The 16,169-nt window shown below is 55.8% G+C and carries 8 protein-coding genes and 1 pseudogene; 4 read left to right on the forward strand and 5 right to left on the reverse strand.

Features of this window, described 5'->3' with window-relative positions; all coding sequences use genetic code 11:
* Window positions 1-157 precede the first annotated feature (157 nt).
* The 4 genes from EP007_RS13895 to EP007_RS13910 all read left to right on the forward strand — a co-directional run bounded on the left by EP007_RS13895 (window position 158) and on the right by EP007_RS13910 (window position 11,053).
* Window positions 158-3,484, forward strand: a complete 3,327-nt coding sequence (locus tag EP007_RS13895) for an ATP-binding protein (RefSeq protein WP_208023500.1) — start codon at window positions 158-160, stop codon at window positions 3,482-3,484.
* Entirely contained in the window at window positions 3,481-4,080 is a 600-nt protein-coding gene (locus EP007_RS18365; protein ID WP_128478223.1) for a DUF7680 family protein, read from the forward strand. The genes EP007_RS13895 and EP007_RS18365 overlap by 4 nt, the downstream gene beginning before the upstream one ends.
* A gap of 5 nt (window positions 4,081-4,085) precedes the next feature.
* Entirely contained in the window at window positions 4,086-6,977 is a 2,892-nt protein-coding gene (locus tag EP007_RS13905) for a DUF1156 domain-containing protein (protein ID WP_128478224.1), read from the forward strand.
* 140 nt (window positions 6,978-7,117) lie between these two features.
* A complete protein-coding gene (locus EP007_RS13910; protein ID WP_128478225.1) occupies window positions 7,118-11,053 on the forward strand; it encodes a helicase-related protein in 3,936 nt (1,311 codons plus the stop codon).
* 21 nt (window positions 11,054-11,074) lie between these two features.
* On the opposite strand, the pseudogene EP007_RS13915 reads toward EP007_RS13910, so the two are convergent.
* The 5 genes and pseudogenes from EP007_RS13915 to EP007_RS13935 form a co-directional block, all read right to left on the reverse strand.
* Window positions 11,075-11,748, reverse strand: a pseudogene (locus EP007_RS13915) (IS6 family transposase).
* 486 nt (window positions 11,749-12,234) lie between these two features.
* Window positions 12,235-13,278: a tyrosine-type recombinase/integrase gene (locus tag EP007_RS13920; protein WP_128478226.1), complete on the reverse strand. Its 1,044-nt coding sequence runs from the start codon at window positions 13,276-13,278 to the stop codon at window positions 12,235-12,237.
* A complete protein-coding gene (locus tag EP007_RS13925; RefSeq protein WP_128478227.1) occupies window positions 13,268-13,699 on the reverse strand; it encodes a DUF5805 domain-containing protein in 432 nt (143 codons plus the stop codon). The genes EP007_RS13920 and EP007_RS13925 overlap by 11 nt, the downstream gene beginning before the upstream one ends.
* Before the next feature lie 460 nt (window positions 13,700-14,159).
* On the reverse strand, window positions 14,160-15,059 hold the full coding sequence (locus EP007_RS13930) for a type 2 periplasmic-binding domain-containing protein (protein WP_128478228.1): 900 nt from the start codon (window positions 15,057-15,059) through the stop codon (window positions 14,160-14,162).
* A gap of 94 nt (window positions 15,060-15,153) precedes the next feature.
* A complete protein-coding gene (locus EP007_RS13935) occupies window positions 15,154-16,140 on the reverse strand; it encodes a sensor histidine kinase (RefSeq protein ID WP_166035604.1) in 987 nt (328 codons plus the stop codon).
* Window positions 16,141-16,169 lie beyond the last annotated feature (29 nt).

Consider the following 16,169-nt stretch of genomic DNA (forward strand, 5'->3'; position numbering starts at 1 on the left):
TCAGTGGTATCCACGCTCAGGGTTCCAGTAATCACGATGCGTCTATACCTGCACCCACCGTCCTCTAGCCCATCAATTCCAGGAGCGGGGACTGCCAGCAATGCGCGACCCAGATTCAAACCTTTAAGTCAGTGTGAAAACCACGTCCTGTCATACGATGAGTACACAAGAGGAGGAGGTGACTTCGCTCTTCGAGGCTTGCCAGCCTCGCTCCGACGTTATCAATGGGACGTTGGAAGAAGAGCAATTCGCCGCGAACCTCGCGACCGTCGCCCACGAACCCGATGAGGCTGCCCCTGTGTATCGGGACGCCGTAGAATTTTTCGAAACCACGTACCCCACCGAGGGGTTGGCCACTCTTCTGAGCAACCTCTCAGGGCGGTTTTTGGACGCCACAGATAGGGATACTTATGGGTATAAGAGTAGCATTCTCTGTCTAGACACGACCTTCGGCGGCGGGAAAACGCACGATCTTATCGCTTCTTACCACCTCGCGAACAGTCCGACTGATATCGGGAATCTCTCTAAGTTCGTCGATAAAGACGATCTGGCGACCGAGTATCTGGACGCTGTTTCCGATGGGCTCGAAGCAAATTCGGCCGTCTTCGTTGGAGGGCACGTCGACGCTCGAAGCGCCCGGAGTAGCCGAACCGACCCGAACGCCCCGGACACGAATACGATGTGGGGCGAAATTGCGTACCAGCTATTCGGTCTCGACGGCTATCGCGAGATTGAGGACTACGACCGCGACCGGCAGGCACCGGGTCAGAATACATTAAAAGATCTGCTTGAACAGAGTGACCAACCCTCGGTGGTCCTCATCGACGAAATCGCGGAATATCTTGAGGACGCCTCCACGCTCGAGGTCGGTGGGGCAACGCTTGCCAGCCAGACCGTCTCCTTCATGAAGTCACTGCTGGAGACGGCAGCTCAGGTCGACACGCTCACGGTCATTTACAGTATTGCAGACTCGGCATTCAAGGAGGAAGCCGAAGAGGTCCGCGGCCTGATTGACGAACTAGATGCCGTCGTCCAGCGCCAGCAGAAGGTAATCACCCCTACCGGGGAAACCGAAGTCGGCGCTGTTCTCCAGCACCGTCTATTCGATGAAATCGATACAGACGTCGCAACTACGGTGGCGGAACAATACTTCCACTTCTACGACGAAGCTCCGCGCCAGTTCCCGCAGGAGGTCAGCGACGACAGCTATCGCTCTAAGCTTGAACGGGAGTATCCGTTCCACCCGACCGTCATTGAAACGCTCACCGAGAAAATCGATACGATTCCGGACTTCCAGCGAACCCGTGGGGCACTAAAACTGCTCGGGCGAGCGATTCACTATCTCTGGAATGATCAGCCTGGTGAGTACGACCGGCACTTTCTCCGACTCTATGACCTCACGCCAGCGGATGATGCTCCAGATGGTAGTATCCGAGCGACACTCAACGAATCGCTGTTTGAATTCGTCGATCTGGGTGCTGCGGTGACCGCTGACATTTACACGCGTGACGGAACGGCACACGCGCAGCTTGAGGATCAGAAATGGACGGAGAAGGGGATTCCTGCGCTCGGTACCCACATCACGACCACGGTCCTCTGGAATAGTCTCGCATTTGGTGAACAGGCGTCTGGGATCGCTCGACGTGGCCTCAACGAAGCAATCGGACATCCCGATGTCTCGTTCGATCACTACGATAACGCGTTGAAGAACCTTGGCGGCGACGATATGAGCGTCGCCTGCTACTACCTCTACGACGAGGACCAGATTCGGTTCAAGGCCGAACCGAACCTGATCAGGATTATCGACCAGCGAATTCAAAACACCTCCGAGGAGCAAGCCCGGAGTCGGTTCGAAGCGCGATTAGACCGTGAGGTCGGAAGCGGGGGCTTCAACATCGAAATGTTCCCCGAGGAACCAGCGGACGTAACAGATGATGGTTCCACGCCCACGCTTTCGATCATGCACATGCTTACGGCACCCGTGCAAACGGAGCGAGGGAAAGAAACCGAAGTCCCTGACAAGATCCAGGAGTTGTACGAGAAGACCGCCGCGAAACACGGAGGTAAGATTCAGAACCGGAGAAATAAGAACTACGTCTTGTTCTTGGCACCCGATTCGGAACTCCTTGAGAATGCTATCGGCCAGGCGACGCGTCTCGAAGCCATCGAGGACCTACGGGGGGACTCCCAGCAGACTGCGGATCTCTCCGACGAGCAATTTCAGGAACTTCGTGACAGAGAGGACGAAGCACGTGGGCTCCTCGGTGAGAGCGTTCGAAACGTCTATCGTCACCTGTTCTACGTCGAGGACGACGGCCTGACACACGTTACTATCACTTCCGTTGATGCCAGCGGCGGAACAAAGCTCGTCGATGCGGTCCGGACCACGCTCGAAGATATGAACCGGATCATCCGGGACGACGACCAGCCCAAAGGAAAGGTCTGGTTCAACCAGAAGTTGTGGCAGAGTCAGAAGCAGCGGATGACGACGGCGGACCTAGAAGCACAGTTCGCACGGAAACCGGGGCTACCCTTCCTCTTAAGTACGAAGCCGTTACGAAAGACCATCGCACGAATGGTCTCAGATTACGAGTACGCCTACTGGGATAGTGAGACGGGGACAGCATACTGGAACGCCAAGTCACAGCCTGACAACTGGCAGCACGATGCCCCTCTCCCAGATTCGCCGGACGTCACGACTTCGATTACTGATTCGCAGGTCAAGATTGGCGACGAGTACGAACTCTTCGCGAGTATCGAGGATCTCCTCGATCAACACGGCGACGAGATTCGGCCGCCGGAGCTCTCCGGATGCGCGAACTGCGACAAGGACCTCCCTTCCCAGAGTACCCACAAGCTGTGTGAGGAATGTCGGAACAAGTCTGCCGAGTGTGACGAATGCGGAGATCGAGTCGAAAGCAAAACAAAAGCCGATGAACCCGTTCTGTGTGAGGACTGCAAAACGGGTCCTGGTGGAACGTGGAACAAATCCACGACGGGGTCGATGAGTGCGAAGCGGGCCTTTAACGAGATCCGCGGACACGCCGTATCCCAAGCAGGTAGCAATTCGATACCAGGAATTGACTCGCTGATTGTGCAGATTGAAGGCGACCAGCCGTTCAAACACGGCTCCTTCGTCGCCCAGCGCTCCCCAGTAAAATCTCGAAGTGAGTCTATCACGGTTGACCTTGACTACAAGAGTCGTGCCGAGATGGGTGACGGTGAGGCAACCTTCAATGCTAATTTCAATGGCCCGCTCGATGCCTTCACGACACTAAATCAGAGCCCAGAGGGCTTTAGCGACCGGGCAGGTGGGAATCAGAAGGTCAAGCTAAGCTTTAAGTTCCAGTTGGACAAACCCGAACCTATCGATAACGACGAAGATGACGTGCTCGCCCAGCTCGGCGATGAACTCGACGGGATGAATATCACCGTCAGAGCGCAGGCCAACGGACCGACTAATGTCGAAAGAGACGACTCATGAGTGTATATCCCGACGAGGAACAGGCAGGATCCTTCGCCCTAGGGAGTAGTATCTATGGTGGTCGTCCCACGTTCGCCCTCGTTCGTGACGAAACGGGGAACGAAGCGACAATCACACTCTACGAGCTGCTTCCGACCGAGCAGGCTGACGCACGGAAGCGGCGACTCGAACGACGCCGACGACAGTCGTCGAAAACGCATCCGTTCCACGAAGTGATTGGTGAAGACGTAGCGGACACGGAGGATTGGACGTGGGACAGCTGGGTTGCTATGAAAGTGCGGCAACTCTCCGGTTCCCGCCTCCGATGTCTCCTCCAACTCTTCGACGAAGCCTTCAGAGACACAGATATTGACCCCTCGTTGATAACCGGTACAGGTTCTGCAACCGTCCTCATTCCTGAAGAGCCAGGAGTTCGGCTCTCACTCGGATTTATCGGAGTCAAACCGTTACAGAGAGTTGATCGGATGCGAGCACTTACTCGAGGCGTAGCACGGATGAGTCTGGAAGAGTGCTACTATTGGCACGCTAAGTGTCGTTCGCCAAATAGTCCAAATGGAGCAAAAGCCCTTCGAACGCTATTAGCAAAACACAAATAACACATATGTCCGAAGAAAAACCGTTAGAGTCTGCCCAGAAACTGAAAAAACTGGCAATAGAAGGAGAACTACCTCTCAAAACAATTGGTATTGAAAACCTAAAAGAATCTAATCCGAAGCATAAACCACCTCAAATTTATCTGCACCCGTGGTTCGCCCGTCGCCCAACTCCTGTTTCGCGATTGGCGGTGCTCGCCTCAATTCTCCCTGAAAGCGTGAGTTCAGATCAATTGTTGAAATGGATGCAAATCGGGCCGAAGCATCTAGAGTCTGGAATCGCGGAACACGTTGAATCAAAGAAAGCAACTGAAGCTTCTCGGTCCGGGAATTTTGAGGAACACTACGGATACCCCCGTCCATTCAGATTGTCACCTTCCAAATCAGAAATCAGCGAACTCCATGAAGAATTGAAGGAACACTGGGATGGTGAGCTGCCGACTATTTTAGATCCTACAGCCGGTGGAGGAGTGATCCCGTTCGAGGCACTCCGGTATAATCTGCCCGTACGGGCTAACGAACTCAACCCAATACCGGCCTTAATTCTGAAGGTGATGCTGGAGTATGCGCCTGAAGTCGGTTCCCTGAGAGACGAGCTTGAACACTGGGGAGGAGAAATCAACGAAATCGCAAAAGAGCGTATAAAACCGTATTTTCCGAAAGAGAATCCCAGTCACAAGATTCTGAATTCAGCGTGTACCTTTACTGTACCTTGTGACGATTGCGGCTGTGACATTCCTCTCGTCTCAAAATGGTGGCTGTACAAGGATAGTGCACGAGAGGGCGTAGCGGTTCGACCTTCTGTGAATCAAGAAAAAAATACGGTGGAGTACGATGTCGTACGTCTACCAGATGATGTAACGAAAGAGGAATTTGATCCGCAGAAGGGCGTAGTCGATGGAAGTGCTACATGTCTTAACTGCAATGCTCCTATGGATGCGGACCGGTTCAAAGAGAAAATAGCTGCGGATAACTTCAATTATGAACTCTTAGGAGTAAAATATGAGAAAGCTGGAGAGTCACAGGGTAGCTATCGGTCACCGACTACGGATGACGAAGCGGCGATGGATGCTGCCGTAGATCGGATAAATTCCGATTTGGATCTGGCCACTTTTCTTACTACGGAAATCCCGGAAGGACAAGAAACAGACCGGCTCTTTAATTGGGGATTCACCGAGTGGCGAGATATTTACTCACCCCGTCAGCTCGTAACGCATTACGAATATCTTCAAGCGTTCAAGGAATACAGAGAGTCCATTGAAGATCAGTACAACGAAGAAACGGCGAAAGCGATTCTAACCCTACTCTCCTTAACCGCGAGTAAATCATTAGACCGTAATTCAATTCTGTCCCCCTGGAGCACGAAAAAGGGCTATCCAGAGAACGCAATGGGAGGGAAGAATTACCCTGTTCAGCGACTTTACGTCGAGAACAATTTATCAGAGCGAGAACAGGGGTATCTGGATATATTGGAGAGAATAACTGATTCGTATGAGGAACTAGTTGAGTTTGCAGACCAAGTTGAGGATCCAGACGTTTCGTTGTCTGTCGGTGACGCAGCCGATCTCCCCTATGAGGCTGGCGAGATTAGCGCTGCTGTTATGGATCCTCCGTATTACACCAGCATTATGTATTCTGAGTTGTCGGACTTCTTTTATGTCTGGCTAAGAGAGTACCTTGAGGAAATTTATCTGGATACGTTCAGATCCCCATTAACAAATAAGGAAGAAGAGGCCGTCGCGAACCCAAGTCGATTTGAATCTGTAGCAACTGGGGAGAAGTCAAGCAAGGATTTGGCTAACGAATACTATGAGCAGAAGATGAGTAATATCTTTTCTGAGGTCTACAGAACACTGGAGCGTGGGGGAGTAATGACTGTGATGTTCACGCACAAGGAAACTGATGCGTGGGATACTCTTACAATGTCCTTGATAAACTCTGGCTTCACCATCACCTCAACACATCCCATAACTAGTGAGATGCCCCAGCGGTTGGATACCCGTGGTGGAGGGTCTGCAGACAGTACGTTATTATTAACAGGGAGAAAGCCCGCACAAGATCAAGACCCAGAATCGGGACAACCTACTCTATGGGATGATGTGAAAAAAGAAACTAGAGCAACTGCAAAAGACGCAGCGCGTGATCTATTAGATTCCGGCCTCAGCTTAACGAAGACGGACGTGATTATCAGTGCTTTCGGACCAACACTTGGTGTCTACGCAGACAGTTATCCCGTTGTTGACGATAAGGGGAATGAGGTCAGACCACGGGAGGCATTGACAGAAGCCCGAGAAGCTGTAACTCAAGTCTTGGTCGATACGTACCTTGAGGGTGAGGGAATCGATAGTCTTGATGAAGTCACTAAGTGGTATATACTCTCGTGGCTGGTGCATGAATCAGATACATTCGAATATGATGACGGCCGTCAGCTTGGCCTGGGAGTTGGTATTGATATTGACGACATCAACAGTAAAATGAAAGTTTGGCGGAAGGGGAGTGGGAGCAATACCATCCAACTCCGTTCTCACGATGACGTTCGTGTCCAAGATGTCAACAAACCTCCCGAAAGCCGTTCTAGTCGGCGACCTGTAAATCCAGATGATATGTCGTACTCTGTTGCCCTGGACGCAGTACATGCCGCGATGCATGTCTATGAAGCAAAGGGTGAAACGGAGGCTTGGAACTGGATGAACGAGCGGAATGTTCAATCAAACTCTGATTTCCGATCTGCGCTCACAGCATTACTTCAGGTATTACCTTCCGATCACAATGATTGGGAGCTCGCACGTGATCTTTCAGTTGGGAAGACTGGAGACCTACTTGATTTGGATGTTGATGCGAGCGTATTCCAAGACGAAGAAGACGAGGGAGATCGTCAAGGAAATCTGAGCGACTTCTGAGATCTGTCACTATTTTGGAAAGGAGAATGGCTCAATCTCTCACGCAGTCGGGGTCCGAGAGCGGCACATCAAAGTTCTGTGCTTCTTTATCCAAATGTACCAACTATTTATGTACTGGAACAGGCATACGTCAATATCAGATGGCTAGGTCCCTTCGTGACTACGAGTGGCAGTCTATCTACGAAAGCCAGCCAAGCAAAGACGGGTCTCATCTAATCAAGGAATTCTACGTTCCTGCTCTCGAACGGAGTATCCGGTACGACCGGATCGCGGGCTATTTCGATAGTGGCTCCCTTGCTGCTGCAGCAAACGGAATTGAGGCACTCGTCGAAAACGACGGTCGGATGCGCCTGATCGTTGGCGCACAGCTACAGCCTAAGGACCGACCTGTGCTAGAACCACTTGCCGACAATCTCGATGAGAACCTGACGGATTTAGACGATGAAACACTAGATCAGCAGCTTCAACTGCTTGCCTGGCTTCTCCGAGAGGACCGACTTGAGCTCAAAATCGCGGTCCCTAGCAGTGGAGAGTGGGGGATCTTCCACCCCAAAGTAGGTATATTCCGAGATGAGGATGGGAATCGAATCTCGTTCGAGGGGAGTATCAACGAGACGGCTGGCGGTTGGACGCGGAACTACGAGCGGTTCAAAGTCCACCGCTCGTGGGACGACGGCCAAGCACCCTACGTCGAAGGCGACCAAGACTCGTTCAAGAAGCTGTGGCAGGACGAGCATTCCTATGTCGATGTCTACGATCTTCCAGAGGCCGTAAAAAAAGAACTCATCGACTGGAAAGCTCCGGACAACAATGTCGAGGTATCCCAGATCGTCGAGAAGATCCGCGGGCCCGAAGGACCAACTGAAGGCGATAAGGGGAGAATTTTAGCTGACGGGGCACGGGCTCCTGGTGGCCTCCAACTCGCCGAGGAAGCGAGTACAATCGATCCGTGGCCTCATCAACGGGTCGTTTCTGACACAGCAGTCAACACGTATCCGAACTCGTACCTTCTCTGTGACGAGGTCGGACTCGGCAAAACTATCGAAGTCGGGCTGACGCTCTCGCGACTCGGCCTGACTGGCGAACTCGAGAACTCGCTTGTCCTCACTCCTGCGAGTCTCGCCGTCCAGTGGCAAGAAGAGCTTTGGGAGAAGTTCAACATCAACGCCTTTCGGTACGACCGTGGGAGTGACTATGATTATGCTTTCATCGATTCATTCGGGCAGGAGCATCCAGTTCCGGGCACGAGTGACATAAACATCGATGCGGATCGACGTGACGAGGCGTGGACGAATAGCCCGCTGTGGCGGTTCGCACACGCTCGGCAGGATAACCCCATGCCGACCGTCATCATCATGTCCTGGCACACAGCGCGTCTCACAGGCCGGTGGGATCAGGTCGCTCCCGCGGACGAAGGGACCCCCCGCACGAGGGACGATATCCCGGCGAGCTGTCGAGGACGCAACGCGGACGCTCGAGAAGGCGTCTGGGATGCTGTTGTCGTCGACGAGTCACACAACGCTCGCCGAGGGAGCAACTTCTACAACCTGCTCGAACGGCTCCGCGACCACACCCACTGCTACTATCTCCTCACCGCAACGCCGATGCAACTCCACCATCGCGAGCTGTACGACCTACTAACGCTCCTTGATATCCCGGATACGTGGGACGATCGGGACCGATTTGTCGAGTTCTTCGAGACCCGGCAAGCGTTTTCAACCGTTCTCGAAGGTGGGGCAGACCTGTCGTCTCGCTCAACGTCAAGCGAACCGTCGCAAGCAACACTCGACGGAACGTATCAGGACTGCTTCGATTCGTCGATTGAATATGCGGACGTCGTCCTCGAGGGACTCGTCGACAAACTCGGGGTGGAGGATCAAGGTCGCGGTGTTGCGAAGCAACGACTGCTTCAAGCGTGTAACCTCGCACGAGGCTATGGACAACAGTACGACGACTACCGACGGAAAGTCGACGCAGCTATCGACGAGCAAATCGATCCGTTCGGAGCTGACGAAGACACGAAACTTAAGCGGTTGCTGTATCCAGAATCGGTGCTGAACGAGGAGATGATTATCTCCTCACGGAGTGATCGGCTTGATGCGCTCGATGAGCTCAGTGAAGACGGCTGGAACGTACTCCAGGACGTGTTCTCGTGGGCGACGCCGGTTGATGCGTGCATCCACCGGAATACCAGGGATACCCTCAAGAAATATCGTAAAGCAGGGCTACTCGAAGCGACAGTTCCGACGCGCAAGCCCGAACGCCGACGGATTGAACTCAATGAGCAGACCCGCCGAGTGTATGATCGAATCGACGAGTACACCCGAACCTTCTACAAGAAGGCTCAACAGTCGACTGAGACGGAAGCCCGCGCCATCGGGTTCGTGATGACCACGTATCGCCAGCGGCTAACTAGCAGTGTCTACGCTATTTCCCAGAGCCTCTCCTCGCGCCTGGAGAAACTCAAGAAACAGCAGAAAGTGCTCGAACGCCGGAAGCGCATCCGGGACGAGCAGGATGAGGATCGCCAGGCAGTGCTGGATGCGTTAAGTGACTTCGACGAAGAAGAGATCGCCGAGATGGAAGACGCCGGCGAGGACGTGCTGAACGTCGATCTGACTGAGCTGGCACCTAGCCTTACAGACGAAGGGATCAACCTCCTCAAAGAGGAGATCGAGGAACTAGAGTCGTTCATTCAGGAGGTCAAGCAGGTCGATGACGACCCGAAGATGGATCAGCTGTACGAGGACCTCGACATGCTTGACCGGAAAGGTCGGAGTCGAATCATCGTCTTCACACAGTACAAGGACACGATGCACTTCGTCCGTCGGCAGCTCCGATGGAAGTACGGCGAGAATATTGCCTGCTACTCGGGTGATGGCGGAGAAATGTACGACGGGGATGAGGATACTTGGCGGAACGTCGGGAAGGAGCCGGTCAAGCGAGAGTTCTCCGATAACGACGGTGAGGTTGATATTCTCGTGTGTACCGACTCGGCGAGTGAGGGGTTGAACCTGCAGGAATGTGGTGCGATGATCAACTACGACCTTCCGTGGAATCCGATGCGAGTGGAACAGCGAATCGGTCGTATCGACCGCATCGGTCAGGAATACGACGACATCTACATCCTCAACTACAGCTACGAGGATACTGTCGAATCAGATATCTATGACCGACTGGATGACCGCATCGGCCTGTTCGAGTACGTCGTTGGCGATATGCAGCCGATTCTGTCCGGTGTCGGGTCGAAGATTCGGGAGGCAACAATGGTTGAGGGAGCGAAAGCGGACAGCGAGGAATACGAAGAGCTTGAGCAGGACATTGAACAAGATATCGAGGAGCAACAGAGTGAAGACGATCCAGTCGAGTTGAAAGATTCGCTCGCAGAGGTCGACAGCGACCGACCCTTGCATGAACAGGTCATCCAAGAAGCCCGCTTAGACGCCTGGGAAACCTACTCCCATCCTGATCTCGGGAAGGTCGGGAACCTAGATGAAAATCGGGACCCAGTCTTCACCGTAAAGGCGATTAAGGGAGTTTTCATAGAGAGCGAAACCCTCAACGAGGCAGGAGTCCACTTCGATTCACTGTCGCAATTAGATACGGAGTTCGACCTTAGTGAACCGGAAGATGCAGAATCCATTTACTGCCTCCAGCATACAGGAGACGCTCCAGTCACAGCAGAAGAAAACGGGGATACGCTTGCAGCGAGCATCGCAAATAAGCACGAGGGAATCGGTGTGACATTCGACTCCGAAACAGCAGATGAGTACCCCTCACTCAGATTCCTCGCACCAGGGAGCCCATTGTTCAACTGGTTAGCAGCGACGCTGGTCGAAGCGTCGGGTCAGATGAATCTCACTCAATCCGCCTGTACAATGAATGTTGACGGCGAAATTGTTGACACCGCAGAGGAGCCGTGGGTCGTTACCGGATGGTCCGAAGAAGATGGTGCGGACAGATCTCTCATCCACCTTACTGACGATGGCTCAATCGGTGAGCAGTCGGAGACTGTAGAGTTCCTCGATCAATGGGCACAGAAGTTCGTAAAGAATCGAACTCGCTCAAACTCATAGTTAAACAATAGAGGGCACGGTCTAGTTTACCTCTTCGACCGGTGTTTTTCTATCGAGTGCTTGATGCGGCCGCTGACGGTTGTAGTAATGCATGAATTGTTCAACCCACTCGCGGACGCTCGCCCGACTGCCCACCCATGAGTTGTGGAAGCGGTCGATCCGCATCTTGAGGGTGTGAAACCATTTTTCGATGAGGTTTCGGTCAGTGTAGTCGAGGTGACCGCTCAATCCGATTCGAGAGAGGGCAGTCAGATAGCCGTAGCCATCGACGAGAAACGTTGCGTCCAAGAGATCATGTTTCTCGGTGAGTCGATGCAGAACGCAACTGCTGGATCAGTGCCACGCCGCCCAAACAACGCGACATCGAGCAGCAGTTTTGTCTCGGTGTCTATTTCAGCATACACCCACGACCACTCGCCATTAATCTTGACAGCGGTCTCGTCAACCGCGAACCGCGTCGGCTGCGCCGACGGCGGGTCGCACCCGCTGTCAGCTAGCCGATGCACCCAGCCCTAAACTGCCCCATGAGACCGCCCAACGCCTGAAACCGACAAAATTGCTGTTGTTTCTCGGAGCGAACAGCCTGTTTCGTGGAGGCGGACGGCGAACGCCCTGACGGGCGTCGCCGTCCGCTCATCCTCCCAAGCTTCTTCTAAATCTGTCTCTAAGTCCTGTTTGAGCAGGCCTGCGAGCATCTTTAGACAAGAAACTCCACGACCTGCTCGTTCCTCAAACTGCCTCAACTAGACAGTGCCCTGCATTCGAAAGTATCACTCAGCGTCTGATTTGTAGAAATCCAAACTGCCAGAGTCTGCACCGTTCGTTCGCAAATTTTCTATATCGAAATAAGGTTTACCAGTCGCGTTCGAGACGCAAGAAGTGAAAAATACTCTAACTTTCTGTGTGACCCACATTCCGAAACTCCCAACCCTGTTCGTCGCTTCCCGAGGCTTCGGGAAGCGTTCCGGCAGACGCTAAGTCGCTCACGTCACTCGCTCCTCCGCGACGGCGATACTCCGCGAGCGGCCGAGCGCGTAACTCGACCTCGGCGTCGAAGCATTCACCACGTTTACATTTGAAAGCATATCGCCGTTCTGCTCGCCGTCATCGAACTCCCCCGAGTCCGACCTCCGAGGAGACCGACGAGGGTCACACCCTCCGGCGGGGGCTAAGTCGCCGACCTACAGTAGCGAGTAGACGTGCCGGTCGTACACCTCTCGAACCCTGTCGCCCCAGTTGTGCGTGTAGGTGTCGATGATGTCCTCGGCCACGTCGCCCCGGAGGTACTTCACGATACCGCGGTCGCCGGTCCGGTCCCGGAGATGCGTCGTAAAGAAGTGCCGGAAGTAGTGGGGCGTCACGTTCTCCGCGGCGTCGCCGCCCTTTCGATGCCACCCGTTGTCGCTGGCGTGGTTCGTGACGATGTCGTGGACGATGGCCGGAGTGACGCGCTGGCCCCAGTTCTCCCGCGTCGTCGTGAAGAGGGGGTCGGCCGGGGAGATGGGGTCTGGTCGCACCGCCAGCCACCGTTTCAGCGTCCGCTTCAGTTCGGCGTCAACGGGGACGACGGTTTCGCGCTTGCGCTTGTTGGAGGCCGACCGGCGCTCGCCGTTGTACGAGTCGCCGACGTTCGGTTCGGGCGAGACGTATATCGAGTCGGGTTTGCCGTCGAGTTGGGGGCGCGTCGCGCCCGTGTCGGCCAGCGACACGTCCCGGAAATCGAGATTGCAGAGTTCACCCGCCCGCATCCCCGTCTTCAGGAGCGTGACGACAACGGCCCGGTCGAGCGGGTGAGTCACGTCGGCGACGAAGGCCCGCATCGCGGCGACCGAGATGTCGCGTCGCGTCGGGTTCGTGTCGATTCGCTCGTCCATCTCCTCGACCACAAGGGCCATCGGGTTCGCTTCGAACTCGCCGACCTGATTCATGTAGGCGTAGAACCGATGGAGGTACGAGGCGTAGGTCGCCACCGTACTCTCGGCGGCCCGACCTCGGAGGGCGTGAATCCACGCCATGCAGTCGCGCCGGGTCGCTTCCGCGACGGATTTCTCGACGCCCATCGGATTCTCTGCTGGCGTCTGTAGGAACGTCTCGAACTCTCGCAGGACCCGCTCGTAGGTGTCGCGCGTTCGCTCGGTCTTCCCGTGGTAAGTCATGTCCTGTAGGAAGTACCCTATCGGGTCGCCGACGCCCTCCTCGGTGCGCGCGTGCTCTTCAGTCGCCATCGGTCTCCCCGACGAGCGTGTACCCGCCCCGGCGTCCGCTGTACTGGACGCGATTGTTTCGCTGGAGCTGCTGGAGCGTCTCCTCCAGTCTGTCCTCGATGCTGTTCGTGAGTTCGTCCACGAGTTCGTCCCACGCGAGATGGTCGGAAGTCGAGAGAACAGCGAGGACGTGTTCCTCTAACTCCTCGCCGTCGGCGGTATCCGGGTCGCCGCCGTTGGACTCCTCCTCCGAGTCGGACTCCGAGGACGCAATCGGCTCGATATCGAAGTCGCGCCGCCCCGCCTGCACCATCGTCCGAACGAACTCGCTCTGGCTCATGTCGAGTTCGTCGGCGTGTCGCTTCCATTCGGCTTTCTGATACGCGGGCACGAACGTCTTGACGGATTTCCGAGTGGTATCGACTTCCTCGTCGTCGGCCATATTCGGGGCGACTCACCCCATCGTTATCAAACTACCCTAGACACAAGAATAAACAATCTTATTTAGGAGAGAAGGCCGCAACTTTGCCACACATATTCAGCTTATTTGTGAGTCTATGCCTATTAAATCGAAGCTGTGGTACTACACTCGCATCTCTAAAATATAGATTGCGAAACTGCCGACGGTCCATTCGACGACGAGTACGACTCGACAGCCGCTGTGGGAACTTCGTTGAAATACACCACGCTCACACGACCGTCTGTAGAGGTGTTCTGCGGTCTCCAACCCTTGGGGTCACGGTCTCGAAACGCCCATCCATTCTATCTCAAAAATGGACATTCTGATGGGGCATAAATGACGGATTGAAATAATTTTAGAGGATACAATCCCCGACCATCCACAGTATTATTTCCGAGAATAACTGTTCACTTCTTCGACAACCGAGGCGGAGGACGAATAGTCAGTAAATCGCCATTTCGGTCTCGGTCTCCGGGCGCTCGAACATCTCCTTGACTCGCTCCGCAACGCCGTCGCTCTCCTCGTAGTTCTCCATCAGCACCGTCTCGCTCGGGAACAGTTCCTCGCCGACGACGAGACCGTGTTCGCGCGCGGTCGAACCGGTCACGGTCAGGTAGACCCCCGCTCCGGTGTCGGCGATGGCGGCCTCCTCTTCCTCGTCCTCGCCGGGGTAGGCAAACTCGATGTTCTCGCTGTTTCGCGTGCCGATGACGGCCTCGACCAGTCGCTCGTAGCGCGGCGAGATGCAGAGTTCCCCTCCGTAGCCTTGCAGGAACTCGCGGGTGGGTTGGGCGCCCTGCGGAAGCGTCTCCGGCGACGCCATCAGTGTGTGGTACACCGTGTCTCCCATCCCGGCGACCACGCGAACGTCGGTGTCGTGGGGGTCGATGCGGGCGTTCACGTCGGCGATGCGCGAGACCGGGTCGGGGCGCAGTTCCACGACCTCCTCCAAAACGAGGTCGGCGCTGTCGAACCCGAGCGCGAAGTCGTGCTTGCGGAGCGACCGGAACGGCTCCTCGCGCCCGACGAGTCGGAGAGTCACGTCGCCCACGGGAACATCGACGCTGTCGAAGACGATTCGCCGGGGCTTTCCTGCCCGGTCGTCGCGCAGGAGCGTGAAATCCGGCTTCTCGGGGTCGCCGAGGTAGCTGTACTCCGTGAGACGGGCGTAGGCGTTCTTCTCGGGCGTCTGGTCGCCCTTCGTGACGGCCTTCTCGTAGCGAAGCGTCGAGATTATCTCGTCGGCGACTCCCTCGGCGTCGGCCTCCGCGGCGACCCGCTGGAGGACAGCCTCCAGCGGCCGCCCCTTGCGCGGCACTGCCACCGCAATCGTATCAGTCATTGTTCGTTCGAAGGAGAACCGGGAGTAAACCCGTTGCGCTTCGTGCGATGCGGTGTCAGGTGGGATAGACGGCGTCTGGAAGAATCGACACCGGTCACTCGCTGGCGACGCCGACGAACTCGAAACGCGCACCACCCGCGTCGCTCTCGCCGACGCGGATGTGCCAGTCGTGAGCCTCAGCGATGCGCCGGACGATTGCCAGTCCGAATCCCGTGCCGTTCGCGGACGTGGAGTACCCGCCCTCGAAGACGAGTTCGCGGTCCTCCGGCGGGATGCCCGGCCCGTCGTCCCCGACGAAGAACCCGTCCTCAGTCACGTCCACGACGACCGTCTCGCCACCGTGTTCGACCGCGTTTCGGAAGAGGTTCTCGAAGAGCGCGCGGAGTCGCCGGTCGTCCGAGAGGACTCGCCGGTCGGTTTCGACCCGAAGTTCCATCTCGTTGGTCTCGACGGTGTCCCACGCCTCTCGGGCGACAGTTTGGAGACTGACGAGGGAGGGTTCGTCAACGGTCTCGCCGCGCCGCGAGAGCGCAAGCACTTCCTCTATCAGTCGCTCCATTCGGCCGTGCGAGCGCTCGATAGCGTCGAAGTGCGTCTCGTCTCCGGTCTCGCGGGCCAGTTCGAGGTGGCCCTGCGCGACGTTCATCGGGTTCCGGAGATCGTGGGAGACGATGCTGGCGAACTCGTCCAGTCGGTTGCGCTGTCGGGCCAACTCGTCGGTGCGCTGTTGGAGTTTGCTGTAGTAGACCCCGAGCAGGCCACCGCCGAGCGTGCCGACGCCGACCTTCGTCAGCACGACCGAAGCGGGTTGAAGCAGTACCCGGCCCTCCATCGAGTGGAGAACCGAAATCCAGCCCGCGAGCAAGCCCATAACGACACCCCCCGCGAGGCTCCACAGGAAGACGACGGTCACGAAGCGGGCGGGGAAGTCGGCGGTTCGAAGCCAGACGCCGAGCGCAACGACGAACAGCGAGAGTGCGATGGGAATGGCAAACTGGACGAACCTCGCGGAGGGCAGTTCGACGCCGACGGTGACGTAACTCGCCGAGACGGCGAGAAGACCGCCGCCGAGTCCAGCCACGGACCACCGCCTAATCGGGGCGGCGTAGC

The organism is Halorussus pelagicus (genome assembly GCF_004087835.1).
Lineage (GTDB): Archaea > Halobacteriota > Halobacteria > Halobacteriales > Haladaptataceae > Halorussus > Halorussus pelagicus.